This window comes from Frateuria sp. YIM B11624 (genome assembly GCF_049727805.1).
Lineage (GTDB): Bacteria > Pseudomonadota > Gammaproteobacteria > Xanthomonadales > Rhodanobacteraceae > Frateuria_A.
This window is the reverse complement of sequence record NZ_JBCNYA010000003.1, coordinates 134677-160839: the sequence shown is the minus strand read 5'-3', so window position 1 is coordinate 160839 and position 26163 is coordinate 134677. Positions and strand designations below refer to the sequence as shown.

24 protein-coding genes are annotated in these 26163 nt (G+C 67.1%); 17 read left to right on the top strand and 7 right to left on the bottom strand.

Annotated features, from left to right (window positions below):
- Positions 1–71 precede the first annotated feature (71 nt).
- Entirely contained in the window at positions 72–2576 is a 2505-nt protein-coding gene (locus AAIL17_RS02660; protein ID WP_424681261.1) for a TIM-barrel domain-containing protein, read from the top strand.
- A gap of 141 nt (positions 2577–2717) precedes the next feature.
- Here the strand turns inward: AAIL17_RS02660 and AAIL17_RS02655 are convergent, their stop codons facing one another.
- Positions 2718–3239 (bottom strand): lipocalin-like domain-containing protein, encoded by a 522-nt coding sequence (locus AAIL17_RS02655; RefSeq protein ID WP_424681260.1) that lies wholly within the window; start codon positions 3237–3239, stop codon positions 2718–2720.
- A gap of 119 nt (positions 3240–3358) precedes the next feature.
- On the opposite strand from AAIL17_RS02655, the gene AAIL17_RS02650 reads away from it, so the two are divergent.
- Together AAIL17_RS02650 and AAIL17_RS02645 are read left to right on the top strand one after the other, a co-directional pair.
- Positions 3359–4249, top strand: a complete 891-nt coding sequence (locus tag AAIL17_RS02650) for a LysR substrate-binding domain-containing protein (RefSeq protein ID WP_424681259.1) — start codon at positions 3359–3361, stop codon at positions 4247–4249.
- Positions 4250–4416: 167 nt separating this feature from the next.
- Positions 4417–4764: a zinc ribbon domain-containing protein YjdM gene (locus AAIL17_RS02645; protein ID WP_424681258.1), complete on the top strand. Its 348-nt coding sequence runs from the start codon at positions 4417–4419 to the stop codon at positions 4762–4764.
- A 223-nt stretch (positions 4765–4987) separates the two neighbouring features.
- Here AAIL17_RS02645 and AAIL17_RS02640 read toward each other — a convergent pair whose 3' ends face one another.
- Entirely contained in the window at positions 4988–6877 is a 1890-nt protein-coding gene (locus tag AAIL17_RS02640) for a glycoside hydrolase family 76 protein (RefSeq protein WP_424681257.1), read from the bottom strand.
- Positions 6878–7345: 468 nt separating this feature from the next.
- Between AAIL17_RS02640 and AAIL17_RS02635 the strand changes: the two genes are divergently transcribed.
- The 3 genes from AAIL17_RS02635 (at position 7346) to AAIL17_RS02625 (ending at position 10690) form a co-directional block, all read left to right on the top strand.
- Positions 7346–8278 (top strand): GlxA family transcriptional regulator, encoded by a 933-nt coding sequence (locus tag AAIL17_RS02635; protein ID WP_424681256.1) that lies wholly within the window; start codon positions 7346–7348, stop codon positions 8276–8278.
- Between the two features lie 164 nt (positions 8279–8442).
- Positions 8443–9540: an alpha/beta fold hydrolase gene (locus AAIL17_RS02630; protein WP_424681255.1), complete on the top strand. Its 1098-nt coding sequence runs from the start codon at positions 8443–8445 to the stop codon at positions 9538–9540.
- Positions 9541–9664: 124 nt separating this feature from the next.
- The gene (locus AAIL17_RS02625) at positions 9665–10690 is read left to right on the top strand and encodes a VOC family protein (protein ID WP_424681254.1); all 1026 of its coding nucleotides are present in this window, start codon (positions 9665–9667) and stop codon (positions 10688–10690) included.
- 64 nt (positions 10691–10754) lie between these two features.
- Here AAIL17_RS02625 and AAIL17_RS02620 read toward each other — a convergent pair whose 3' ends face one another.
- Entirely contained in the window at positions 10755–11531 is a 777-nt protein-coding gene (locus AAIL17_RS02620; RefSeq protein ID WP_424681253.1) for a LytR/AlgR family response regulator transcription factor, read from the bottom strand.
- Positions 11528–12640: a sensor histidine kinase gene (locus tag AAIL17_RS02615; protein ID WP_424681252.1), complete on the bottom strand. Its 1113-nt coding sequence runs from the start codon at positions 12638–12640 to the stop codon at positions 11528–11530. Before AAIL17_RS02615 ends, AAIL17_RS02620 begins: the two co-directional genes overlap by 4 nt.
- 207 nt (positions 12641–12847) lie before the next feature.
- Between AAIL17_RS02615 and AAIL17_RS02610 the strand changes: the two genes are divergently transcribed.
- From AAIL17_RS02610 to AAIL17_RS02595, 4 genes are all read left to right on the top strand, one after another.
- A complete protein-coding gene (locus AAIL17_RS02610; protein WP_424681251.1) occupies positions 12848–13201 on the top strand; it encodes a hypothetical protein in 354 nt (117 codons plus the stop codon).
- 232 nt (positions 13202–13433) lie between these two features.
- On the top strand, positions 13434–13643 hold the full coding sequence (locus AAIL17_RS02605; RefSeq protein WP_424681250.1) for a hypothetical protein: 210 nt from the start codon (positions 13434–13436) through the stop codon (positions 13641–13643).
- Positions 13644–13758: 115 nt separating this feature from the next.
- Positions 13759–14169, top strand: coding sequence for a DUF120 domain-containing protein (locus AAIL17_RS02600; RefSeq protein ID WP_424681287.1), 411 nt, complete (start codon positions 13759–13761; stop codon positions 14167–14169).
- Positions 14170–14282: 113 nt separating this feature from the next.
- A complete protein-coding gene (locus tag AAIL17_RS02595; protein WP_424681249.1) occupies positions 14283–14723 on the top strand; it encodes a barstar family protein in 441 nt (146 codons plus the stop codon).
- A gap of 21 nt (positions 14724–14744) precedes the next feature.
- Here the strand turns inward: AAIL17_RS02595 and AAIL17_RS02590 are convergent, their stop codons facing one another.
- Complete coding sequence (locus AAIL17_RS02590; protein ID WP_424681248.1) at positions 14745–16598, bottom strand: family 43 glycosylhydrolase; 1854 nt, start codon at positions 16596–16598, stop codon at positions 14745–14747.
- A 261-nt stretch (positions 16599–16859) separates the two neighbouring features.
- Between AAIL17_RS02590 and AAIL17_RS02585 the strand changes: the two genes are divergently transcribed.
- Positions 16860–19133, top strand: coding sequence for a glycoside hydrolase family 3 N-terminal domain-containing protein (locus AAIL17_RS02585; protein ID WP_424681247.1), 2274 nt, complete (start codon positions 16860–16862; stop codon positions 19131–19133).
- 59 nt (positions 19134–19192) lie between these two features.
- On the opposite strand, the gene AAIL17_RS02580 is transcribed toward AAIL17_RS02585, so the two are convergent.
- Positions 19193–19678, bottom strand: coding sequence for a hypothetical protein (locus AAIL17_RS02580; protein ID WP_424681246.1), 486 nt, complete (start codon positions 19676–19678; stop codon positions 19193–19195).
- A gap of 131 nt (positions 19679–19809) precedes the next feature.
- Between AAIL17_RS02580 and AAIL17_RS02575 the strand changes: the two genes are divergently transcribed.
- The 5 genes from AAIL17_RS02575 to AAIL17_RS02555 all read left to right on the top strand — a co-directional run bounded on the left by AAIL17_RS02575 (position 19810) and on the right by AAIL17_RS02555 (position 24127).
- On the top strand, positions 19810–20409 hold the full coding sequence (locus AAIL17_RS02575; protein WP_424681245.1) for a glycine zipper 2TM domain-containing protein: 600 nt from the start codon (positions 19810–19812) through the stop codon (positions 20407–20409).
- 61 nt (positions 20410–20470) lie between these two features.
- Complete coding sequence (locus tag AAIL17_RS02570) at positions 20471–21112, top strand: DUF3313 family protein (RefSeq protein ID WP_424681286.1); 642 nt, start codon at positions 20471–20473, stop codon at positions 21110–21112.
- 99 nt (positions 21113–21211) lie between these two features.
- Positions 21212–21496 carry a hypothetical protein gene (locus AAIL17_RS02565; RefSeq protein ID WP_424681244.1) on the top strand — a complete coding sequence of 95 codons (285 nt, stop codon included), beginning with the start codon at positions 21212–21214 and terminating at the stop codon, positions 21494–21496.
- Between the two features lie 88 nt (positions 21497–21584).
- Positions 21585–22364: a sterol desaturase family protein gene (locus AAIL17_RS02560; RefSeq protein WP_424681243.1), complete on the top strand. Its 780-nt coding sequence runs from the start codon at positions 21585–21587 to the stop codon at positions 22362–22364.
- A 470-nt stretch (positions 22365–22834) separates the two neighbouring features.
- Positions 22835–24127, top strand: a complete 1293-nt coding sequence (locus AAIL17_RS02555) for an MFS transporter (protein ID WP_424681242.1) — start codon at positions 22835–22837, stop codon at positions 24125–24127.
- Between the two features lie 12 nt (positions 24128–24139).
- Here AAIL17_RS02555 and AAIL17_RS02550 read toward each other — a convergent pair whose 3' ends face one another.
- Positions 24140–25027 (bottom strand): endonuclease/exonuclease/phosphatase family protein, encoded by an 888-nt coding sequence (locus AAIL17_RS02550; protein WP_424681241.1) that lies wholly within the window; start codon positions 25025–25027, stop codon positions 24140–24142.
- A 275-nt stretch (positions 25028–25302) separates the two neighbouring features.
- Here AAIL17_RS02550 and AAIL17_RS02545 point away from each other — a divergent pair, with 275 nt between their 5' ends.
- The gene (locus AAIL17_RS02545) at positions 25303–26142 is read left to right on the top strand and encodes a hypothetical protein (RefSeq protein ID WP_424681240.1); all 840 of its coding nucleotides are present in this window, start codon (positions 25303–25305) and stop codon (positions 26140–26142) included.
- Positions 26143–26163: the final 21 nt, after the last annotated feature.

Genomic DNA, 26163 nt, shown 5'->3' with positions numbered 1-26163 from the left:
GGCTTCCGGCGTTGGCCATGCCAGCCCAATGGACGGACGAAAAGACCCGTCACCACAGCGGAGGACATCCAATGGCCGTGCCCCCTTCCGGGCCCTCGTTGAGTCGCCGCGATTTCATCAGGTCCGTCTCGCTTTTCGGTCTCTCCGTCGCCTTTTCCAGTCCGGCGAAAGCGCTGCGGCCCTCCGGCGGGAAGTTCACGACCGGGAATGGATTCCTCGTCGTTTCGTTCGACACCGGTTCGGGAACGTTCGACGTCCACAGGCGTGATGGCCGACCGCTGCTGGTCGGCGCCACCTCATGCGTGAACTTCGCCACCGGCCCCATCGGTCCCGCTGGCGCCAGGCGCCGGGTTTCCGACGGCGGTTTCCATTACGCGGCCCAAATCCAGGCCTTTACGGACCGGCTCGGCCGGGGCGTGCGGCTCACCATCCGCTGCACGGATTCCCGCAGGCTGGCAGACGTCGAGATCCATCTGTCGCTGTACGAGAACTTGCAGGCGCTCACCTGCGAAGCAATCTGTACGAACACTTCGCAGGGAGACGTTTCGATCCACAGCCTGGAGCCGGTGCGGGCGGCGGTGAACGAAGGCGGCGTGCTCTACGCCGACGACGTATCGAAATGCCTGACCAACGGCGAGATGTATTTCGATGCCGGTGCCGTCCACACGTTCGGCAGCAAGGAGGGCGCGATTTCGTCCGGGCACTTGAAGGGAGTGGACCTCGCCAACGGACCCTTCGCCGGTGCGAGCGAAACCATCCACAGCTGGTGGAACGCCGGCCTGTTCAGCGGCCACGGGCGGGAAGGCATCGCACTGGGCTACCTGGAAAACACGCTGAGCCTGGGAAACCTGCTGATCGCCCGCACCGGGAAGGACGAGATTTCCTTCGTCGCAGAATCGGTTTACGCACCGACGATCACGCTGCGGTCCGGCCACTCGGTCCGTTCGAACCGGTTCATGATCGAAATCGCGGAAAGCCCTTACCAGGCGCTGGAACACTACGCGGCCGCGGTCGGCAAGGCCAACGACGCGCGGACGCATTCCATACTCAACGGGTGGTGCAGCTGGTTCTACACGCTTTCCTTCGTCTCGCAGGACGAAGTGGTCGCGAACGCCGCGTTTGCCGCCGAACACCTGAAGCCCTATGGACTGCAATACATCCAGGTCGACGAGGGCTACCAGCGCTGGCACGGCGAATGGGAAGGCAACGAACGATTCCCCAACGGCATGAAGTGGCTGGCCGACCGGATCAAGGGCTTCGGCTTCAAGGCGGGCATCTGGATCTCGCCCTATGTCGTGGAGGAACCCACGAAGCTGTTCCGGGAACATCCCGACTGGCTGCTCAAGCGCCGCGACGGAAGCCTGCAGCGCATCGGCAACTGGCCCGAGGGTGCCGCGCCTCCGGCCGACGAGAACCCGAAAAAATACGCCCTCGACATCACCCACCCCGGCGCGGCGAAATGGCTGCACGACCTGGTCGACACCATCGTCAACGACTGGGGCTACGAGATGATCAAGATCGACTTCGTCGCCTGGTCGCTGCTCGCCGCCGAGCGATACCACGATCCGACCATGTCGGCGGCCGGCGCGTACCGCAAAGGCATGCAGATCATGCGCCAGGCGGCCGGGGACCGATGCCACATCCTCGACTGCGGCCCGGGCGCGATCACCACGGGGCTGATCGACAGCATGCGCATCGAGGTCGACGTGAACTACGGCTTTCATGAGGCCGCGTGGGCCACGTATTTCACCCATCCCGCCGGCAGCGCGTCCGCCATGGCGAAGCGCTACTACTTCCACGGGAAGACCTGGGTCAACGATGCGGACCATCTGTGCATGGACCTGCTTACCGATGCCCAGTCCGAGGCGGCTGCCACGCTGATCGCCATGAGCGGTGGAAACCTGTTTTCCGGTGACCGGCTGACGCAGCTCGACCCGTCCAAGCTGGAGATCCTGAAGAAGATCACGCCGTCGCTGGGCGAAGCGGCCGTGCCGGTGGACCTGTTCGACCACGACATGCAGTACGCCTTTGCCATGACGGTGGAGCGACCGTTTGGCCACTGGACGCTCTTCGCCGTGTTCAATCCCAGCCTGACGGACGCCGTCACGCGGATATTCCGGCTCGACAGGCTGGGGCTCGTCCCTGGCCGCAGGTACATCGCATACGACTTCTGGAAGCAGCAATTGGCCGGCGACGTGCACGGAGGCGAGCTGGCGGTCACCGTGCAGCCCGGAAGCGTGACGCTGCTCGCCCTGCACGAGCGATCCGGAAAGCCCCAGTTCGCTTCCACCGACCGTCACGTGTCCCAGGGCGCACTGGAACTCAAGCAGCTGCAGTGGGACGAAAGGACGAAGACGCTTTCCGGAACGTCGACCGGCCCCCTGCATTCCGCCCACCAGGTCTTCGTGTACGTACCCGATGCGCTGGACTGGACCTGGGATGGCAGCGCGCTGTTCCGTGACCATGGTCCCTACAGCCTGAAGCTGGTCGACCCGCACCTCATTCGCGTGCACGTGCGCTTCGATGCAAGCGACGAGGTGCGGTGGGAGGTCCGGTACGCGGAATTCCTGGCGTGAGACGGACGCAGGTCGGTGGTTTCCCGGTGCCGGCTTCCGGCGTCCTGAAGGGTTCTATCGGAAGTGCAGGATCCGGTTCACCGAAGGTATCCCGCATGGAGCGTGACTGACTGACGGGATCGGCCGGCTCCGAAAGGCCGCTCAGTCGCCGATGCGCCGCCAGACCGACACGGGCACGTTGCCGTCCGGACGCGGCGGCACGCGGTAGCTCAGCGTGTCGCCGTGCAATTCGTACGCGCGGCGTTGCTGCTGCCCCTCCCAGTTGGGGAAGGAGGCGCCTTCGATATGGAACACCAACTGGTGCTGGCCCGGCTCGACCGCGATCGTGCCGTAGTGGGTGCTCGAGCCCATCACGGCTGCCCGGTATTCCAGCGCGGTGGCCTTGGCCTTGCTCGGATCGGCGAAGCGCGGGCGGTCGGTGCGGTAGAGCTGCAGCGAGTAGTGCCCCCGGCGGTCGATCAGCAGCAGGCCCTTCGGCGCATCGCCATAGTCGTGCGAGCGCGAGCCATCCGGATGCAGCACGTCGGCCGCCACCAGCGTCCAGGTGCCGGCCAGCGAAACGTTGCCGCGAGTGTCGGCCGCCGCGGCGCCGGAGGACCAGGCCAGGCCGGGCAGCAGGCAGGCGAGGGCGGCAAGGCGGGAGAGTGTGCGGTGCAGGCTCATGGGGTTTCCTCGTTCGGATCGGGTGGTGCGCTCGTGGGTGAGGCTTCGCCGATCGTAGGGCTTGCCGTCATGCGGAAAAATCGAATAATTCGAGGCCGACACTTTCGAATTGCTTACCGATGTCGCTCCCCAATCTCGACATGGACGCGCTGCGCAGCCTGGTGGCGATCCTGCACCTGGGCGGCCTGGCCCGTGCCGCGGAACGGATCGGGCGTTCGCCTTCGGCGCTCAGCCAGCAGATGCGCAAGCTGGAGTCGCAGCTGGGCGAGCCGCTGTTCCGCAAGCAAGGCCGCCGCGTGGTACTGACCGAGGCGGGCGACCGCGTGCACGCCTACGCGCGCCGCATCCTGAAACTCAACGACGAGGCGGTGCACGCGGTGCGCGGCGCGGCGATCGACGGTGCGGTGCGCTTCGGCCTGCCGGGCGACTTCGCCGAATCCTGGTTGCCGGCAGCGTTGGGGCAGTTCCGCAAAGCCTATCCGGCGGTGCGGGTGGATGTGCTGGTCGAGCCCAACCGGCTGCTGCTCGAACGGCTCGACCGCGGCGAGCTCGACCTGGTGCTTGCCATGAACCAGGGCGCTCGTGCGGATGCCGAGCGCCTCGCCACGTTGCCGATGGCCTGGATCGGCCCGGCAGGCACGGGCGAGGTCGTGCGGCCCGATGCCGTGCTGGACCTGGCGCTGTACCAGCCGCCGTGTTTCTTCCGCAAGGCGGGTACGTCCGCGCTGGATCGGGCCGGCATCGCCTGGCGCCCGGCCTTCGTCACCGCCAGCCTGCACAGCCTGTGGGCCGGCGTGGCCGCGGGCCTGGGCATCACCGTGCGCACGGGCGCCGATCTGCCGCCCACGTTGATGCGCCTGGACGAGCGCCATGGCCTGCCGCCGCTGCCTGGCGTGGACCTGTGCCTGCATGCTGCGCCTGGCGCACCGTCGGCGGCGCTGACCCATCTGCGGCAAGCGGTGATGGCGCAGGCACGCACACACCTGGGCCAAGCGCGGCGGCCGAAGTGATCCTTGTCGGGAACCAGGCTGGCCATTGCGCCGCCAGGAAGGGATCTGGCTGGCCAGGTCCCCCCGGCTTCGCCGGCCGGCTGGCTGGTGCGTCATCGAAACGCAGGCGCGCCCATCACGGCCGGCGCCCCCTAGAATGCGCGGCTTCCTCGCCGACCGATCTGGCCATGCCGACCTTTCCTCCTTGCCCCCGGTGCGGGCTCGACGACACCTACCCGGACGGAATCCAGCTCGTCTGCCCGCACTGTGCACACGAGTGGGTGGCAGGAGAGGAAGCGGGCAGCACGTCAGGGGAGCAACCCGTCGTGCGCGACTGCAACGGCAACCCGCTGGCGCAGGGCGATAGCGTGGTGGTCATCAAGGACCTGAAGGTTCGTGGCAGTTCGATTCCGCTCAAGCAGGGCAGCCTGATCCGCAATATCCGACTGGTTCCGGACGATGCGGAACACATCGAAGGCAACTCGGACAAGATCAAGGGACTGGTGCTGAAGACCTGCTTTCTGCGCAAGGCTTGACCTGCCGATGAGGAGCTCGGGTCCGCTCTTCCCGAAGCGTTGATGCCGGGACGCGACGGTTGGCTGACAACGCTGCCTGTGCCTGCCTTCGCCTGAGCCGGATCGATCTTCGCGATGGCGCGAGCCATTGATGGGCCGAGCAACGCCTGGCATTCGAATCGCCGCACCGCGGACGCTGCCGGGCGAGCGGGGCCGGTTTCACCCGGCCCCGCCTGCCACGCGGCTATTCCACGAAGTTCGCCTTGACGTGGTAGACCCGGCCGCCCCAGCCGTCATCGGGGAAGGCGTCCGATACCTTGACGTAGACCGGCCTGGCGCTGTTGCCGGCGGCCCCGAGGTAAGGCGTCAGGTCGATGGTGCGGTCGGCCTTGTTCGAGCCGTCGGTCACCCGCTGGTCTTCCTGCAGCACCGTCGTCCACGTCTGACCGTCCGGGCTCACCTGCACCACGAACTCGGCGTCGATGGTCAGGGTGGCGTGTGCCGAGGTCGTGTCGGACGGAAACGGGAAGCGGTAGGTGAAGTGCGCGTTGCCATCGGCGAAACGGTTCTGCACGCCGTTGCTCTGCGAGTGGTCGGCATTCCACAGCCACGGGTTCTCGTCGGTGGTGCCGGTGTCGAAGTCGATCGCATGCGCGACCAGCACGTCGGCCTGGGTCGTGAAGTGCAATCCGGCAGCCGTGACGTCGGCGATGATGCGATGGTGGCCATCGGTGGCCATGCTCGGCACGGTCACCTGCAGCGGTAGCGTGCCGCTGACCGGGCTGGCGATGCCGTGCGGGTAGAGCCAGAGATCGCCCACCGCGGGGGTCACGCTCCACCCCGCCGGTGCCTGGGCGGATGCGAGGGTGTGCAGCGGAAGCCAGCCGGTGGCGGACAGGCCCAGGTCGATGCCGATGGTGGTGGCGCCGCTTGCAGCCGGCATGATGACCGGTTGTGCCGGGGACATCGTGGCGGCGAGCGATTCGCGCGGCATCGGGGTGGGCACCGCGCCGATCAGCGCGCTGAGGGCGCTGGCCTGGGTGCGCCAGTCGAAGACGTTGGGATGCCCGTCGCTGGTGGCGCCGGACCAGCGTGTGCCGAGCCGGCCCGCTGCGTCGCGATCGTCGTTCCAGACGGCCTGGGCCTGCGCATCGAGGAACGCTGCGTAGCGACGGTCATGCGTGGTGTCGACCAGGTCGGTCCAGTAGCGCATGAAGATGCCCTTGAACTGCTTGGCGTTGTCGTCGCAGGTCTGGTCGAGTGCATCGCAGCGCTCGGTCAGCACGCCGTGGGTCGCCAGCCCGCCCGGGGCGATCGCGGCATCGGCCAGGCGGCGCACGGTGGCGAGGATGGACGGGTCGCGCGTGGCGCGCCACAGCTCCAGGCCGGCGCCGATCGCCAGGCCCTGGTTGTAGCTCCACACGGTCTGGCCGTTGTTGGCGCAGGCGTCGGTGAGGCCGTCGTTGACCAGCCCGTTGTCGTTGATCATGCCGCTGCCGGTGAACCAGGCCCAGGCGGTGCGCGATCGCGCGAGCCACATCCGGTCGCCGCCGATCCGGTTGTGCAGTTCGGCGGTGAGCCGGATCCACAGGCCGTTGGTGACGGCGTTCTTGTAGGTGCGCTCGGCATTCCACCAGACGCCGCCGCCGCAGGTGCTGGTGTCCCAGTAGCCGTGCACGTAGTCGGCGATGGTGACCGCCATGTCCAGGTACTTCGGATTGCGGGTCAGGTCGTAGGCCTGGATCCAGGTCAGCGCCCACCATTCGGAATCGTCGATGGCGCGGCTGGTGAAGTTGCCCAGCAGCGGATCGCCCGACAGCACGCCTGCCGGGAACGCGCCCTTGTCCTTCTCGAACGTATTGTCGAGCTGGCCGAGGTAGCGGCGGTCGCCGGTGCGTTGCATGTAGTCGCCGACGGTCTGCAGGGTCACCGCGGAATTCCACCAGCTGGACGGGAACCAGGCCTTGTCCGGGTCGTACGAGCCCATCAACACTTCGGCCGCCACGCGGGCGCGCGCGACGGTCGTCGGCCCGTCGACTGCGTGCGTGGTGGAGGCCATGGCCGAGCTGGCGCCGCCAGCCACCGTCATCACTGCGGCCGCGATGAGCGCGAACCAGGAACCTGCCCGACGCACGCCGGGATGGTTCCCGGACCGCCGTCGATTGGATCGATCTAAATTTCGCTTGCACGAGAACATCGCAATCATGATCAGGAGCTCTCCTCGTTGGGATGCCCAGGAAACGGGTAGACCTTGCGTCTTCCCCCCCCATGGCCGGAGCGTGGGCGGTCCGCCGGCGTGAAAAAAAATGCGCGCACGACCGTTTCCTTGAGGTGAGGAATCAAGGGGACGGTGGATCAACCCTCGTCCCATTCGCGCGTCTGGCCATGCGGGCGTCAGCCGATGACCGACAACGCTGCCGATCGATCGCCACGGTGCCGGACGCCCGTGCGCGGTTCGCCCGGGGCGGCGCACGGGCGCCGGAAGCTCGTGCCACGCCGGTCGCACCCGCATCCCGCGACGTGAACCGGACCGGCCGGGTTTGACGTCCGCCCCCGCCCTACGCCACTTTCCGCAACTGCGAAAAATTCAACGGCCGGCACCATGCGACGCGAAATCGCCATCGTCGTTTTTCCTGGATTCCAATTGCTGGATGCCGCTGGCCCGATCGCGGTGTTCGAGATGGCGGAGCGCTTCAGGCCGGACAGCTACGCGATCAACGTGCTGGCGCTCGGCGGCGGTGCGGTGCGCAGCTCCTCGGGTGTGTGCCTGACGGCCGCTCCGCTGGAGCAGGGCCATTTCGATACGGTGATAGTCTGCGGCGGAACCCTGTCGCAGGTCGAGAACCAGCGCGGCATCAAGGCCTGGCTTGGCCTCGATGCGTGGCGTCGGACGGCGGGCGTCTGCTCCGGTGCGTTCCTGCTTGCCGAGGCGGGGCTGCTCGACGGTCGGCGTGCCACGACGCACTGGGGTGCCGCCGAACGATTCCGGCAGCTTTACCCGAAGGTGCGGCTGGATGCCGACCGCATGTTCGTCAGGGATGGCGAGGTGTGGACGTCGGCGGGTATCTCCGCCGGCATCGACCTGGCGCTGGCGCTGGTCGAGGACGATCTCGGCCCGGGCATCGCGCGGCGCACGGCCCAGCAACTCGTGGTGCACCAGCGCAGGCACGCCGGGCAGTCGCAGTATTCGGCCCTGGTGGAACGGGGCGGTCGGACCGGCCGCTTCAGCGAGCTGATCGGCTGGATGCGCGAGCGCATCGCCGAACCGATGACCGTCGAGCGACTCGCCGAGCGTGCCGCGATGAGTCCGCGGAACTTCGCCCGCGCTTTCGTGCTGGAGATCGGCGCGACGCCCGCGAAGGTGGTGGAAGGCCTGCGACTGGAGGCTGCCCGCATCGCCGTGGAGACGAGCCACGTGGGCCTGGACCATATCGCCGCGTCGACCGGATTCGGCGATGCCAGCCGCATGCGCCGCGCCTTCGTCCGCGCCTTTGGCATGTCGCCGCAGTCGCTTCGTCGAAGTGCGGGTGCCTGATCGCGCGATGCGGCTGCGGCAGGCGGCGCGGCGTGATGCGGGTGCGCCGGGATGCTCGCGTGCTGGCAGTTTTCGTCCGGAAGTTGTCCTTGCGGAGCGAGGGGCGTACCGCCCATAAAAGGGCGCCCTGAACACGCCGGCCGACCCAGCCGTCGCGAGGAGGCATGCCTGCCGGTAACGGAGCGGCCGCTCCGCCCACCAGCCCGTCCTCCTTGCGGCATCGACTGGCCCTGCCCGTGCCAGGTCAACCCATTTCGACCCGGGAGTTCTCCATGGATCGCCGCAACTTCCTCCTGACTGCAGGAACGCTCGCCGCCGCCATCGTGGCCCGCGGCGCGACGGCCGCCCGGTTCGCCGCGGATCATGCCGACGGCGCGGGCGGGCCACCGCCAGCGGGCGAAACCGGCGTCGCGGCCTTTGCCGCCGAACGCCGATTCGCCCACCTTCCGCAGGGCCGTATCGCCTACGTCGATCGCGGCAGGGGAGCGGCCGCGCTGTTCCTGCACGGCTTCCCGCTCAACGGCTACCAGTGGCGCGGCGCGCTGGACCGCTTGTCGATGCATCGCCGCTGCATCGTTCCGGATGTCATGGGGCTGGGCTACAGCGAGCCGGGGCCCGGGCAGGACCTGCGCGCGCCGGCACAGGCGCGGATGATCGTCTCGTTGCTGGACCGGCTCGACATCGGCAGCGTGGACCTGGTGGCCAACGACAGCGGTTGCGCCATCGCCCAGTTGCTCCTCGCGCGTCACGGGCAGCGCGTACGCAGCGCACTGCTCACCAACGGCGATACCGAGCCCGATTGCCCGCCGCAGGCCGTGCTCGGCGTCATCGAGGCGGCCAAGGCCGGCACGTTCGCCGATTCGTTCAAGCCCTGCCTCGACGACAAGGACCTGTGTCGCCGTCCCGGCCAGTTGGGTGGCGACACGTTCACCTTTCCTGGGCGGCTGCGCGACGACACGATCGACATGTATCTCGCTCCGCTGGCGGCCCATCCCGCCCGCTCCAACGCGTACGGGCGGGCGGCCGAAGGCAATCCCCTTGCCGGCATCTCGACGGCGTTGCGCCGGGTGAAGGCGCCCGTACGCATCGTCTGGGGCACCGGCGACACGATCTTCAAGCCGGACATGCCGGACTACCTGGACAGGCTGTTCCCGAATTCCCGGGGTGTGCTGCGCGTGCCCGGCGCCAAGCTGTTCTTTCCGGAGGAATTCCCCGACCTGATCGCCGGCGAACTGCGCACGCTCTGGGGTGTGGACGGCTGAGCAAAGGGTTGCGACCCGGTCGCCCGCGTCCACCGGAGTTTTCTCGCGCAAACCGGCATCGCGGATTCCGACGGTGCCATCGCTCCCATCGCCGTATCTCTGCACTTTCCAACCGAGGATTGAAATGCGCCTGATCTCGATCGTCCCGGCCATGCTCTTGTGCGTGGCTGCCGCGCAAGCCGCCACGCCGCGACCGGCTCCCGCGGCATCCCGCGCCCGGCTCGACCACATTCTTCTCTGGGGCCACGGCATCGACCAGGTGACGGCGGTCATGGCGGTCAAGCTCGGTTTCCAGGTGCGGCCCGGACACGACCCGGGCGGCGTCGCCAACCGATACGTCCGGCTGGCCGACAGCAGTTTCATCGAGCTGCTGGGCATCACCCGGCCGGATCCCGCGTTCGACCCGGGCATGAAGGAGGACCAGCAGGCTCTCAAGGGAGGACCGGGATCGCGCAGCTTCGGTTTCCGCTCTGACGGGCTCGATGCGATCCATCGCCGGCTCGAGGGTCTGCACTACGCGGTCACGCCTTTCTTCACCGGGCCCGACAGCGCGCGGCCGGGCTGGCGATTGTTCGCGTTCGACCGTGCGCCGCTGTCGAGCAATACCTTCTTCATCGACTATGCGGCGGACTACGCGCCCGACCAGTTCGATCCGGCCAATGCCGACGACTACCGGGTGACGCGCGAGCATCCCAACGGCGCGCGTGAGCTCTCCGCGATATGGCTGGTATCGGGCAACGCGGAAGCCGACCGCAGGGAGCTGGAAAAGATGGGCTTTGGCCATGCGGTGCCGGTCGAGTTGCCCGAGGTCGGCGCCGCCGGCTTCTGCGTACCGGTCGGGCCGACGGCGCTGCTGGCGCTACAGCCCAAGGGCAAGGGCATCGCCGCCCGCACCATGGCAAGCGGTGGCCCGCGCGTGCTGGGCGTGAGCTTCGGCGTGGTCGACCTGGGGCGTGCGCAACGCTGGGCCGAGCGCGGTTACGAGCGCAGGCTGCCGACCTATCGCGGCTTGTCCGGCGAATCCTTCCTCGCTCCGACGCAGGAGGATCTCGGGCTGTCGGTCGAATTCCACGCGATATCGCCAGGGCGGGCGCCTTGTGCCGGCGCGACGGGGGAGAGCGCGGCGGCCGGGTCCACGACCACACCCTGACCGGCTTTGTGTGGTGCTGGCGTCGGTGGCGGCAGGACTTGCGGGCGGCCTGTGACGCTTCGCGTCAACCCTTTGCCCTGCCGGTGACCAGCTGCAGGAACGCCTCGTGCTGGTAGCGGCTCATGCGCAGTTTCTGCCCGGTGTCCATGGTGACCACGTGGTGGCCGTTGAACCAGGGATGGATCGTCTGCACCCGTCGTACATTGATGATCGCCGAGCGATGCACGCGGACGAAGCGTCGCGGGTCCAGCCGCTCTCCCAGGCCAGCCATCGTTTCGCGCAGTTCGTGGACGCGATCGGCGAGGTGGATCAGCACGGTGTTGCGGCTGGCCTTGATCCACACGATGTCGTTCACGTCGACGAATACCACCTGCTCGCCCACGCGCACCGGGAGGCGTTCGAGGTAGTCGTCGCGCCGGCGCAGCGACTCCAGCGCCTGCATGATGCGCGCGGACACGACGTTGCCCGCGCCGCCGTTGGCCAGCCGCATCTTCGCCCTGGCCAGCGCATCCGCGAATCGCTCGCGCCCGAACGGCTTGACCAGGTAATCCACCGCATGCGTCTCGAAGGCGCGCACCGCGTATTGCTCGAACGCCGTGACGAAGACGGTCGCCGGCATGCGCTCGACGCCGATCGCCGCGACCACGTCCAGCCCGCTCATCGCCGGCATCTGGATATCGAGGAACACCAGGTCGGGCGAGCGGCTGCGCACGGTCTGCACTGCCGTCGCCCCGTCGCCGCACTCGCCCAGTTCCCGCACGTCCGGATCGTCGCGCAGCAGCCGCACGATCGCCTGCCGCGCGATCGGCTCGTCGTCCACCACCAGTACGGAGAGTTTCATGACGAGGCGACCTCCGGCGCGTCATCCGACGCCTCCATCTCGCGGAACGGCAGGCGCAGCCGGCACGCCACGCCCTGCGGCCACAGCATGTCCAGCCGGACGTCGGCATCGCCGCCATAGAGCTCGTGCAGGCGCAAGGCCGTGTTCGACAGGCCGATACCGTGCCCGGGGCTGGAGGTCGCGGCGGCGCTCAGTGTGCTGTTGCGGTTGCGCACTTCGATGCAGAGCGTATCGCCCTCGCGCCGGCTTTCGATCTCGATGCAGTCCGGGCCGACGCGCTTGCCGATCCCATGCTGGATCGCGTTCTCCACGATCGGTTGCAGGATCAGGCTCGGCACGGCGCAATCGGGCGTATCGGGCGCGACGTAGATGCGGGTGTCGAGGCGGTCCTTGAAGCGCGTGCGCTGGATGCCGAGGTAGAGATCCAGCAGCACCAGTTCCTGCCGCAGGCTGATCTCCTGCCCCTGGCATTCCTCCAGGAACGCGCGCAGCAGGTCGCTCAGGCGCAGCAGCATCGCCTCCGCCGACGGCGTGTCCTCGTGCAGCAGCGTCGCGATCGCGTGCATGGTGTTGAACAGGAAATGCGGCTGCAACTGCGTGCGCAGCACCTGCAGCCGCGATTGCGCCAGCTCCGAGGCGAGCCGGCCCGCTTCCAGTTCGCGTCGGCTCTTTTCCTGCTGGAACTGCATCGCCTGCTGGATCGCGAACAGCGCCCAGCAGGTCAGCATGCCGGTGGCGCCGTGCTGGCCGAGGAACTGCCGCCATTGTTCCGCGAGGCCGCTGGGCTCGAACAGGGTGGACACCACGGCGCCGATCAACAGCGCCAGGAAGGTGAAGCCCACGCTGGCGAGCAGCAGCCAGCCGATCGACTGCCGGCGCAGGGGAAGACGCAACGGATAGTGCAGCCCGAGCCGGAACACCTGCGGCGCCAGCAAGGCCCACGTGTACCACTGGATCGCCGCCCAGCGCAGGTAGTCGAACATCGACCAGGTGTGTCCACCCAGGTCGTCGCGCATGTAGCCCTGGACCGCGAACACCACCGCCACCACGCCCCACAAACCCAGGTAGCGCGCCAGGCCGATTTCCGTGGTGCCAAGGCGGACTTTCATGCCGTGTGTCCAGGCGGGTGACGATAGCATCCTAGGCACACTCCGCGTCGGCGGAAAAGGGAAGGACGGCATGGCTGCGATTCGTCCCGTCGCCATGACGATTCGTCCCGACGCCGTTTCATCGCAGGGCTTTCCTGCGGCCAGATCGCGGTGCCGGACCGCCTCGCGCGCGGCCGCGGCATCCGTCATCCAAGCCGGAGCGCCCTCATGACCTTGCACCGCTACATCCTCGCCGTCGCCGTCATGGCCGCGACCAACGCCTGCGCCGCCAACGCCACCCGCCGCGATCCCGTCCGCCAGGTCGCCCCGACCTTCCATCTGGTCAACGCCGCTTTCGACAGCATCACGTCGCTCGCGATCGCCCCCGCCGGCAGCAACGCCTTCACCAACGTCGACCTTGGCCGTCCACTGCAGGGTGGGTTCTCCGAAGCCACGTTCGAAGTGCCGGCCGGCGGGTGCCGGCGCGACCTGCGCATCACCTTCCGCAATGGGCGGACGACCCGGCTCGGTCCGATCGACATGTGCCGCACGCATGGGCTGCGCCTGGGTGCACACCGGTAGCGCCTAACGGACGCGGCCAGGCAGGTAGGCTAGGGACGCAGGTGACCGGATGCGGGATTTTTTGCTCGGAAGAACACCGGCGGCGGCACCACCCTGCATGATGCGCCGGGCCGGTTCGGGTACAGCCAATGTCGCTGCTTCTCCGTGCCGGGGGAAGCGGCATGAGCGGCGACTGGCCGTGTCACGAGGAGAGAATGTCCACATGCCAGAAATAAGCGCACGATCCCTGGTCTTGATCATCCAGGCGGTGGACCGGGAGATCAATCGCCTGACCAGCCTGCCGGATGACGCCATTACGCCAGCCGAGGAACTCCGGTTGGTCGATTACGAGTCTCTCGCCGACGAGCTGGAAGAGGCTTATACGAACGCGACGAAAGGCCAGACGAATCTTCCCGCCTATAAGCTTCTGGTGACTGGCCGGAGCGCCCCGGACGACGATTGACGGAAAGAGGAGGCTGACGAGCAGCCTTGGAGGCTATCCTGCGGCTGCCCGCAATAAGCCGTTGGCGCGATGGACGGCCGCCCGCGCTGGCTACCTGGATCAGGCGTTGTACAAGATGGTTGAACTTCTTCGGGGCAGAGTGCAGGCCGGCAAGGGAGATGCCTCCCATTGGCTGCATCTCTTCAATGCCGCATACAGCCGGAAGCTTCGGATGCCCGTCTATCCGGGCTCGCTCAACCTTGCGCTCGACCATGCCTTCGATTGGTTTGCCACGCGCCACGCAGGTAACGTGATCTGGTTTGGCCGGGAGGAATATGGCGGTGAGCGCGACATCCTGATGCTCCCCTGCGAACTCGTGGATTTTGATCGCCGCAGGGCATTCCTGTGGACGCCCACCACGGCTGCGCGCAACCGGTCCGATCCGTGGGTCGTCGAGCTCATTTGCGAGGTCAAGCTTCGCGAAACCTGCGGGCTCGAGGATGGGGATATCGTGGCGCTTGCGTTGTCCGTGGATGCAGTCGACTAGAGAAAATCCGGATCGGCGCCAGCCTCCATCCGGATGATCACGAGCCCTTTCGCCCAACCCACACGCCCCGCGGCGTATGAGACGATGATTCTCCGCCTCCATCCGGTTTGCCGATGACCAGCAAAGTTCTGCAGATCGACCTGCACGATGCCGGACGCGATGGCATCTACCGCGTCGTGCCGGATGACCCGACCACGCTGGCGGATGACGCCGCCCGCGCCGGGCTTCGCTTGAGCCGCATCGACCTGCGCGACTGCGCGAGCCAGCAGCTCGCGGTGCAACGCCTGGCGCAGGCGTTCGAATTCATCGTGTCGGACGCCGACTGGCCCGCAGTCACGGCGAAGCTGCGCGACCTGGGCTGGCTTTCCGCGCCCGGCTACGTGCTGGTGCTCGACCACGCCGACGTGCTGCGCGCCCAGGCGCCCGAGGTTTACGCCGCACTTCGCGATCACCTGGCCAGCGTGGCCCGCGACTGGCACGCGCGGGGCGTGCCGTTCTTCGTCTTCATGGTGTTCCCGGACACCGAGACGCTCGACGCTGCGATCGACGCCTGATCGAAGACGCGGGTCACCGCGTCAGGGCTGAAGCGTCGCCACCCGCGACAGCTTCGACACCCCGTGCTCGTCGAACGCCTCCACCGCCACCACGTAGCGCACGCCCTTGTTGAGCGAGCGAAGCTGCAGGTGCGTGGGCTGGTCGGCGAAGCGCTGGTAGGTCTCGTGCAGGCGGTCGGCGGCGAGCCCCCAGCGCACGTTGTAGCCCACGGCGCCGGGCACCGGCTTCCAGGCGATCTCGGCGTTGCGTGCGTCCGCATCGCGGGTGGCGGAGACCAGTTCCGGTGCCGGCGGCGGTGCGCCGTCCGCATTGCCGAACACGCGCAGGTCGGAGATCGCCAGGTACTTCGCGCCGACGTGTCCGTGCACGTAGCGCACGTAGCGAACATGCGCGGGCTGGTCGAGCTCCAGGTAGGCGTTGGGACGGTCACGTTGCTCGTGGGAGAGGTCGGCCAGCGTGGTCCAGTGCGTGCCGTCGGTGGAGCCTTCAAGCTTGAACTGCGTGACGATGTCCGGCGCGTCGCCGTAGCGGCCGGCCTTGTAGTCGGTGAAGTTGACCTGCACCGCGCACACGGTGCGCATTCCGCCGAGATCGACGGTCAACGTCTGCCCCGGTGTGTTCTGCGCGGCGACCCAGTAGGTGCGCGGGTTTTCGTCGGTGACCTCGGCCGGCCCGTGGTCGGGCAGCTGCGATGAGGCGGTGGCGTGCTTGTGCCAGGACAGCAGCATCCAGCCAGTGAAGGTGCTCTCGCCGGGCTTGAGCTTGTGATCGGGCATGCGCTGCGGGAAATCGCCGAAGCGGGTGTCGACCCACATCTGCCCGTCGTCGTGGTAGCCGGCCGGGAACAGGTCGACGCGCCGTTCGAAGTTCCAGTTCACCGCCACCCACATGGTGCCGGTGTTCCAGCTGTTGCCGTAGGCGTCATCGAAGGTGGAACCGTGGCCGGCGCCGACCACGAAGCCGCCGGGCTTGTAGCCGACCGGGTTGTAGGGCGCGTAGTGGAAGGGCCCGAGCGGCTTGTCGCTGGTGTAGACGCCGGTGGCATAGACGTTGAATTCGGTGCCCGGCGCGCCGTATTGCAGGTAGTAGGTGTCGCCGTGGCGGTTCATCCAGGCGCCCTCGACGAACGGCTTGGTGCTCTCGTCGGTGTGGTCCTGGCCGAAGCGCTCCCAGCCGTGCTGGTCCGGGTGCAGGCGCAGCAGGGCCTCAGGTCTGCTGGCGAAGGTGACGCGCTTGCCTTCGCCTTCGTCTGCATGGTCCAGCGCCAGGTCGATCTGCGCGCCATAGATCGGGAAGACGTTCGACGAATCCCAGTACAGGTAGGTCTTGCCGTCCTCGTCGCGGAACAGGCCCGGATCCCACGGGCCGGGCGGCTGGTCGCCCGGCTTCATTTCGCTCTCGTGGCCGGCCCAGACGGCGCCGGGAATCGGCGGCAGCAGGCGGGTCCAGAAGTTCCAGCGGCCGTGCGCGGGGTCGGTGGAGTAGAGCAGCGGCACCGGCTCCATCGCCGACTGCATCAGGAACAGCTTGCCGTCGGCGACCAGCGTGGCTGGCGCGACCGGGCCGTTGAACGGCCAGCGGTCCGGCTTGACGAAGTCCCAATGCACAAGGTCGGTGGAGCGCCAGTAGCCGTCGGCCAGGGTCAGGAACAGGTAGTAGGCGTCGCCGTAGCGCACCACCGCCGGATCGGCGCCGGTGCGGTAGGAGATGCCCTGGTTCATCTGCTCGTAGTTGTAGCGGTAGTCCACGTCGACCGGGTTGGCCCAGGTGCGCGCATGCGGGTTCACCGCGGCGCCGGCCGCGGGGGCAACGAGGCCGCCGGCGACCAGCAGGGCGAGGGCGAGACGAGAACGGACAGGGCGGGCGTGTGGCATGGCATGCGGCCTCGGCTGGACGGGAAATTCACCGGTGAGTCGGAATCTTTGCTTTTCTACCCCGGTCGTGTAAACGTTTTCATGCCCTCCGGCGCTGCGCTGCCGCCCGCATTCGAGTCCTCCCCCATGAAACGATCGCCCCTTTGCTCCCTGCGTCCTGCCACCCTGCTGCTGGCGGGCACGTTTGCCTGCGCAGGCGTCCATGCCCAGGCGAGCGGGGCCGGGGCGAGCGGGCAGGCGCCCGGCAGGATGCCGAACGCCGTGGCGCCACCCAACGCGCAACTGGCTTCGCCGGAGATCGAGCGGCGCGTCGATGCCCTGCTCCAGCAGATGACCCTGGACGAGAAGATCGGCCAGCTCGTGCAGTACAACGACCAGGGCTTCAGCGCGCCGACCACCGCCAACGGCGACAAGGCGCTGGCCGCCAACCCCGAGACCAAGACCCAGGTCGACGCCATGGCGCTGGCGAAGCAGGGCCGGCTCGGCTCGATGCTCAACGTGATCGGCGCGCAGAAGACGCGCGCCTTCCAGGAGGCGGCGATGCACAGCCGCCTGCACATCCCGATCCTGTTCGGCGCGGACGTGATCCACGGTTACCGCACCATCTATCCGGTGCCGCTGGGCCTGGCCGCGTCATGGGATACCGCACTGGTCCATGACCTCTCCCACATGGCCGCGACCGAAGCCACCACCGCCGGCGTGAAGTGGTTCTACTCGCCGATGGTCGACATCTCGCGCGACGCGCGCTGGGGTCGCTCCACCGAGGGCGCGGGCGAAGACCCGTACCTCGGCGCGGCGATGGCGCGTGCCTACGTGCGCGGCTATCAGGGCACCGACCTGTCGAGGCCGGACAGCGTCGCCGCCTCGGTCAAGCACTTCGCCGCCTACGGCGCGGCCGAGGCCGGGCGCGAATACAACACCACCGACATGTCCGACATCCGCCTGCGCCAGGTCTACCTGCCGCCGTACAAGGCCGCGGTCGAGGCGGGCGCTGCGACGATGATGAGCTCGTTCAACGCGCTCAACGGCGTGCCCGCCACGGCCGATCCGTACCTCATGGACGAGATCCTGCGCAAGGAATGGGGCTTCGACGGCTTCGTGGTCAGCGACTACACGGCGGTGATGGAGCTGACCCACCACGGCATCGCGCTGGACGCCGCCACGGCGACGAAGAAGGCGCTGGAGGCGGGCGTGGAAGTGGACATGATGTCCCACTTCTACGACACGCAGATCCCGAAGTTGCTGGAGGAACACAAACTGTCGATGGCCACGGTGGACGAGGCCGTGCGCCGCGTGCTGCGGGTCAAGTTCGCGCTGGGATTGTTCGAGCATCCCTACGCGCACGGCACCGAGGTGACGCACGCGGTGCCCGCGCATCGCCCGCTGGTACGCCGTGCGGCCGAGGAATCGTTCGTGCTGCTGCGCAACGCGCCGGTCGGGGGCAAGGCGGTGCTGCCGCTGGGCAGCGGGGTGAAGTCGATCGCGCTCATCGGCCCGCTGGCCGATGCCGCCAACGAGATGCAGGGCGCATGGGGCGGCGGCAACCAGGCGCCCGACGTGGTGACGCTGCGCCAGGCACTGGAACGTCGCATGCAGCAGCGCGGCGGCCACGTGTCGTTCGCGCACGGCACCGACATCCTGGGCGATTCGTCCGCCGGTTTCGACGCTGCCGTGCAGGCGGCGCGCCAGGCCGACGTGGTGGTCATGGCGCTGGGCGAGTCCTCGGAGATGAGCGGTGAAGCCGGCTCGCGCGCCCACCTCGACCTGCCGGGCAACCAGCAGAAGCTGCTGGAGGCAGTGGCGGCAACCGGCAAGCCGGTGGTGCTGCTGGTGTTCTCCGGCCGGCCGCTGGTGCTGGACTGGGCCGCCCGCCACGTGCCGGCGATCATGGCAGTGTGGTTCCCGGGCACCGAGGCGGGCAACGCGCTGGCCAACGTGCTGTTCGGCGACGTGTCGCCCAGCGGCAAGCTGCCGATGAGCTTCCCGCGCGCGGTCGGGCAGGAGCCGCTGTACTACGCGCAGTTCCCGACCGGCCGCCCGGCCGGCGACGCCGATCTGTCCAGGCCGCCCAACGACGGTGAAACGCGCTTCGTCTCGCGCTACATCGACGTGCCGAACGATGCACTGTTCCCGTTCGGGTATGGGCTCACCTACACGAGCTTCGCCTACTCCGACGTGCGCGTTTCGCGCAGCACGCTGCCGCTCGCCGAAGCCAACCGGCCGGACGCCCGGTCGCTGGTGACGGTCACCGCCACGCTGACCAACACCGGCAAGCGCGAAGGCACGGAAGTCGCCCAGCTCTACGTGCGCAACCTGGGCGCCAGCGTCGAGCAGCCGGTGCGCAGCCTGAAGGGCTTCCAGCGTGTGACGCTCAAGCCGGGCGAGTCGCGGCAGTTGCGCTTCGAACTGGGCTTCCCGGAGCTGTCCTTCTATGACGTGCACAGCCGCCAGGTCGTGGAGCACACGCACTACACGGTGTGGGTCGGCGGCAGCTCGCAGGCGATGCAGCAGGCGGAATTCGACGTCACGCCGTGATCGCGGGTAACCGATGGTCGGATGCAGCGCTGTGACCGGCGCCTGCGCCGCTGTCGGCCTTACGCCCGCGACCGCCGCTGCGCCCGGGTCGGGTAGGCCCGTTTTCGTACCAGCTCGCACCCATTGCCCAGATCCGCGCCGTCGTAATTGACCACCGCGTTGCCGTCCTGCCATTCCGGGTGGACGAGGCGGGGCGGGTGCGGCCATGTCCGGCTGAAAAGGCTGCGTGACTCGACGTGCACCGGGAAGCCGACGCCCGCCATGTCGGCCAGCGTGGGGTGTTGTCGTAACTGTTGGTGACGTGCTGGTAGCTGGTGTCGAACCCGCCGCCATCCTGGACGGTGGCTCGAAATACCTGAAGGGGAAGGGTAACGCGCGTCGTAGTTGCCGTGGCTTCCGATCGTGTGCGGTACCACGAGAAGATCGCGGATCGGCGACCATCGAGAAATGATGCGACGGGTGTGTTTTTGCAGCCGGGCGCGGTGATCGTACGCACGCCGGTACTGACGCAGCCGATCGGCGCACCATCGAGTCTGCAAGCGCATGTTGCCAGCTGGCGTAGCGGAAAAACCTCCTTACAAGCTCGTCAATTCGAGATACACGTTGGCGCGGCGATATCGATATTTTTCAACGGCGCACTCGATGCGCGGCTTCGATATCACGAGAGGGATCGACCATGCCGGCAGATTCATTCCGTCGCCGAATCACGCAGGCCTTGCTGTTGTCGGCAGTCCTGCCTTTAGCTTTCCAGGCTCGTGCGGCGACCGTGGTGGTTTCGCGCGTGGTGCGGCCCGTCGTTGTCTCGCGTCCAGCGCCCGTCGTAGTGGTGAACCGCGTAGTGTCACCGCCTGTTCATTACGGCTGGGCCGATGTACTGCGTGTCAGTCCGGTCTATGCGACGGCGGGCGTGGAGCGGCATCATCAGGAATGCGTTGATGAGCCGGTCGTGGTGCAGGAAGGCCACCGTCCCGGCAGCGGGCTTCTCGGAGCGGTGGTCGGTGGGGTGCTGGGAAGCACGGTAGGCAAGGGCGACGGGCGCACCGCCGCCACAGTGGTCGGTGCGGTCGCCGGCGCTGCGGTCGGCAACGCTGCAGGACGCCGCAGTGCTTATGAAACGACGGCCACGAATTGTCACGACGTGGTGACGGTCGGTGAGCCGGAGATCCTGGGTTACGACGTCGAATACCGCTACCACGGCGATGTCTACGCTTCGCGTCTGAGCTACGACCCCGGCGCGCGCATGCGGGTGCGGATCGATGTTTCGCCGGAGGGTTGATGCGGTTCGGCCGACGCAGCGATGCAAATCTCGTCGTCTCCATGGTTTGAGCCCGGTGCTGATGGTTTTCGCACTCGTGGGCTGCAGCCACGCGACCAGGCCCGATCATGGAACCTTCCTGACGGATTATGCGCAGCTCAGGCAAACCAGGGATGCGCAAGGCCACGTCTACTTCGCGCATCAAATCACCGCGCAACCGGCCAACCCGCGCGCGACGTATGCGGTATCGACCGAGTACTTTCCCGCCGGTACGCACTTCAACGGGTTGAGCGCGCAAGCACAGGCAAGCCTGCTTGCCTACCTGGATCACGTCATCCGGGAACAATTGCAACAGCGCTCGATGCTGGCGAGCGACGGTGCACAAGCCGACATACGGCTGCGCGTGGCGATCACGTCGGTGGTGGCCGCGGACCCAGGCCTGAGGCCATGGGATTTCCTGCCGATCCATCTGCTCCTGGAGCCCTTGAAGGACAGCGTGTTAGGTGCACCGAAAGTGGCCTCGGCAACGCTCGAGGTACAGGCGATCGATGCGCACACCGGGACGGTATTGAACGAATCGGCGCGCAAGGACGATGGAAAAAGTATCGGACGCCAGAAGAACGGCGTGAGCGTGGTGACCTTCGGCTCACTGCACAAGGTGCTGGACCAGTGGGCGACCAGCGTGGTGTCCGAGCAGGATCCGACCCGTTCTCGCAAGAAGTAGAGAGTGGGAGAGCGTTGTTGGTGGCTGCTTGGCGTAGTCGACGAGCAGATCTTCTGCAGCGCCGGGGTTCGGTTTCAGTAACGATCAACAGGTAAAGCCATGTCCATCGGCACCAGAACAATCGCAGCCACTGCCATGGCTGCGCTCCTGATCTCATTGAGCGCTTGCGCGCAGGGCGACGGTCATTCGCAGATGGCCGGAAAAGCCAAGGACCGATTCAACACCGCCGATGTCAATCACGACGGTCTGCTCAGTCGTGACGAAGCCAGAAAAGGCATGCCTCGCCTGGCCGATCACTTCGACGAGATCGATACCGACCACGACGGTGAACTGGCCGCGGCCGAGATCGTCAGTTACATCAAACAGCGCCGTGCCTCGCGCTGACGGTTGACGACAAACAGCGCGGCCACAGCCGCGCGTGAGGAGCGCAGGCCCGACCATGAGACATTTCGGACGTTCACCTGTCTTTTTAATGATCGTGCTGCTCTGCATCCTGATCGAGTGGTTTTGGCGCGAAAGCACCGCCAAGGGTTACGACCTGCGCGGCGCCGGCGCTTCGATACTGGTCGGCATCGGCAACGCGATCAGCGGTGCGCTGGGCGCGCTGGTGTTTGGCGGTGTGTTCGCTCTCACCAGCCGCCTCGCGCCAATCCACTGGCCGATGCGCGACTGGCGCGTGTGGCTGGTCGGCTTTGTCGCGGTGGAATTCGTCTACTACGTCCACCACCGCGCCAGCCACCACGTGCGCTGGATGTGGGCCACGCACGCGGTGCATCACACGCCGGAGCAGATGACCTTTCTTTCGGCGCTGCGACTGGGCTGGACCAACGTGCTGTCGCTGGGCTGGCTGCTCTATTTGCCGCTGATCCTGGCGGGACTCCCTCCGTTCATGGTGATAGCGCTGCTGGCCTTCGATCTGCACTTCCAGTTCTTCCTGCACACCGAAGCGGTGGGCCGGCTTGGCCCGCTGGAATGGGTGTTCAACACGCCGGCGCATCATCGCGTGCACCACGGTTCCAACGCCGCGTACCTGGATTGCAATTTCGGTGGCGTGCTTATCGTGTTCGACCGGCTTTTCGGCACGCTGCGCACCGAGCAACCCCATGAGCCGCTGCGCTACGGTCTGGCGCATCCGCTGGGCACGCTGCATCCTCTAAAGCTGGTGTTCGGCGAATGGCATCGGTTGCTGAAGGATCTTCGCGCGGCACCCAGTTGGAGCAAGGCGATCCGCATTGCCGTCGGCAGACCATGACGCACGGCGGGCAGATCGAAGCTGTCGTTGTTCCATCGCTTTTCGCCCGGGATACTGAATGCCGCGCCACCCTGTAGGGTACGCAAGCGGGCCGTCCGCCATACCAGCACCATCCGACGCGGGGCGCCACGCTCCTTTCATTCCGGGCCAGGGCCGGCCTGCCGATCCGGCAAGCGAAACAGAGGAGATCCCAGGTTCTGGATGTGCTTTCCTTGTCGTCGCTCACCCCTCGTTTCACCCACCCCCGGTAAGTTGTGTGCGTTGAAGCGGCGCACGATCCACATCGTTGCAAAGCGCGTGTACCCGGCCGATTGCCAGGTTTCCGCGCGGATGGCTCTTGCGTGCGTACCGCAGCGAAAACAAGGAACGCCGCAGGGAGGGTGCCGACGGTCCAGACACACTTGGCCTCATCCATCCGTTCCGTTTTATCGATTTGTCCGGACGGAGTTGTCACGCACGCAATGAACGGCATGTTCGATTCGCTCAGGAGCTACAACTACCGTCTGTGGGCCGCCGGTGCGCTGGTGTCCAACGTGGGCACCTGGATGCAGCGCATCGGGCAGGACTGGCTGGTGCTTACCGTGCTTACCCGGCACAACGCCACGGCGGTGGGTACGGTGATGGCGCTGCAGTTCGGGCCGCCGCTGCTGCTGTTGCCGCTCTCAGGCCTGGCTGCCGATCGTCTCGATCGGCGCAAGTTGCTGCTGTGGACCCAGGGCGCCGCCGGCGTGCTGGCGTTGGGGCTTGGCCTGCTCACGATCTTCGGCGTGGTGCAGCTGTGGCAGGTGTACGGCTTTGCTTTGCTGCTGGGCTGCGTCACCGCGTTCGACGCGCCCGCCCGCCAGGCATTCGTATCGGATCTGGTCATCGACGACGTCCTCGCCAATGCCGTGGCGCTCAACTCGGCATCGTTCAACGCGGCGCGGATGTTGGGTCCTGCGGTGGCGGGCGCCTTGATCGCGGCGGTGGGCGAGGGTTGGTTATTCCTCATCAACGCCGGTTCCTACGGCGCCGTGCTGGTGTCGCTCTGGTTCCTTCGCCTGCACGAGCTGCATACCGAAGCGCGGCCCGAACGTACGCACGGAAGCCTGTCGGCGGGGTTTCGCTACGTGGGGCAGCGGCCCGACCTGATCGCCGTGCTGGTGATGCTTTTCCTGCTGGGAACCTTCGGCTTCAACTTCGCCATCTTCATCTCGACCATGTCGGTGACCGTGTTTCATGGCAACGCCAGCCAGTACGGCCTGCTGACCTCCGCGATGGCCGCAGGCACCATGTGCGGCGCCCTGTTTTCGGCGCGTCGCCCGTTCCCGGGCATGGTCTTGATGGCCGTGGCCGCGGCGGCGTTCGGCGTCTCCGTGGCGGTCGCCGCGGTGATGCCCGGCCCGTATCTTTTCGCCGCGGTGTTGTTCGTCGTCGGCTTGGCAGCGCTCACCTTCATGACCGCCAGCAATTCCATGATGCAGCTCACCACCGAACGCGCCATGCGCGGTCGCGTGCTGGCGCTGCGTATCGCCGTGGTCATGGGCGGCACGCCGATCGGCGCGCCATTTGTCGGTTGGGTCGTCGACCATTACGGCGCGCGCTGGGCGCTGGGCGTCGGCGCGCTGGCAGGCCTGGCGGCAACCGCGGTGGCGGTCGACTATCTGGTAAGGCATCGCCAACTGCGGCTGCGCGCGGGTGCCGGGCGCTGGCGGCTCGTCATCCAGCCCGCGCCGCAGGACATCACGGCCGCCCGCGCGGCGGCCGGGGAACGCGTGACCTGAACTGGGCTTGGCCTACCAGCTGAAATCGGCGACTACCGGGAAATGATCCGACGGGTAGACCTTGCCCTCGTGCGTGGTGATCGTGCGCACGTCGTCGGCTGTCACGCCGCGATAGAGGATCCAGTCGATGCGCTTGTCCGCATGGCCTGTGAAGTTGTGGAAGGTGCCCTCCGGGCCTTCGTGCCGAGGCGCCGACGTGCGCGCATCGTGCAGGACTTCGGTCAGCGACGCATGCGTCTTGCTGTCCGGCGTGGTGTTGAAGTCGCCGGTGAGGATGAACGGCAACGTCGTGGGCAGCCGGGCCAGGCGCTGCCGGATCTTCGCGGCGCACCACTCGCGGGTCGCTTCGGCCGCCTTGCCGTCCTTGTAGGGAAAGTGCGTGTCGTAGTAGTAGAACTGCTTGCCGCTGCGGCGGTCCTGGAACTTCGCCCAGGTGACCATGCGCGGCATCAACAGGCCGGGGCCTATGCTTCCCGGCTTGTCCGGCGTATCGGAGAACCAGAAGTTGCCGGACTCGAGCACCTCCAGCCGCGTCTTGTCGTAGAAGACGCCCATGTGCTCGTTGCCGTTCTCGTTGATCTCGTTGCCGTTGCGGCCCATGCCGAACCAGGTGTAGCCAGGCAGGTGCTGCTGCAGGAAATCGGCCTGTGGCGAGAGCAGTTCCTGCGTGCCCAGGATGTCGGGATGTTCCTGCCTGATGACGCGGACCATCAGGTCACGGCGCTTGGGCCAGGCGTTGATGCCATCGTCCGCTTCGCCGTAGCGCACGTTGAAGCTCATGACACGAAGGTCGTGCGTGCCAGGTAGAGGAGCGGCGCTGGCGATGGTGGAGGCAATTGCGAGTCCGGAAATCAGGAAGACGCGTGGCAGTAGGCGCATGGAGCAACTCCCGTGGGGCATCAGGTGACATGGCATCGGAGGCAGTACACACCGAACGGCACAGGTTCACTTACCACTAGTTCACGTGGTGCGAAACCCGTGGGGTCGGATCGCGCTCGGCCGGTTGCGTCCTGTCCCGTCTCTGGATTCCCGCAGGCGGCCGCGTGGTCCTGCCGGGTTGATGGCCCGCCGGGCCCGGGCGCATGCTCGGCAAGGCTGACTGAAGGAGCAGGCTCATGTCTGGTGCAGGCTTTCGGCTTCGCCACGTGGTCGCGTTGGCGTGCCTGATGGTTGGAATGGGGTTTGCTCCGCCGTCGCTGGCCGTCGCGCCCGCTAAGGACGACTCCATCAAGGCATGGTCGGTGATCCTCGATCCGCAGCAACCGCTGGCCGCACGCCAGCAGATGCTTGCAGGGATCGAGAAGCACGCGCAGGACGCCGACCAGGGCGAGCTGTACCTGCTCGGATCGCTGTACCAGATGGGGCCGCACGCCTCCGGCGCACTGGTGGCCCAGGACCTGGACAAGGCGACGCTGTACCTGGGCAACGCGGCGCTGCGCGGCAGCCTGCTCGCGATGGCCAAGATGGCCGAGATCAAGCTGGCCACCCGCAAGTATCGCGAGGCCATGATCTGGGCGCAGGTCTTCGCCCACTACGCCATGCTGCTGCCCGACGGCGAGCGTCCGCCGGAGGGTTACACCGCCGAGCTGGTGCAGCGCATCCTCGACAAGCTGGGACGCTCGAGCATCCCGCAGGTGATGCCGGACGTCGCGAGCTTCATCGCCCAGCACGATGCGGGCATCCGCGCGGGTACCAGCAGCCACTTCGGCGGAAAGTCGCCCCGGCCCAAGCCGAAAGAGCGGTCCGTGGTCACGCCGGAAGGACGCTTCGCCGCGCAGTCGGGTTTCGCCGACTACCTGCTGGCCTTCCGGCCGGACGGTTCGCTGGCGCACGCCTGGTTGCTCGATGCGGTGCCCGATCCTGCGCTGGGAGAAACCCTGCATCACTACGTGAGCGAGATGACCCTGCCGGCGCAGCCCGCCGGCACGGAGGCGACGCTGCGTTATGCATGGCTGCCGGCGATGTTCGACGACCACCGGTATCGTATGTCGGGCGCATCGAAGCACCGGCCGTGAGCCCTGTGCGGATCGGATAAA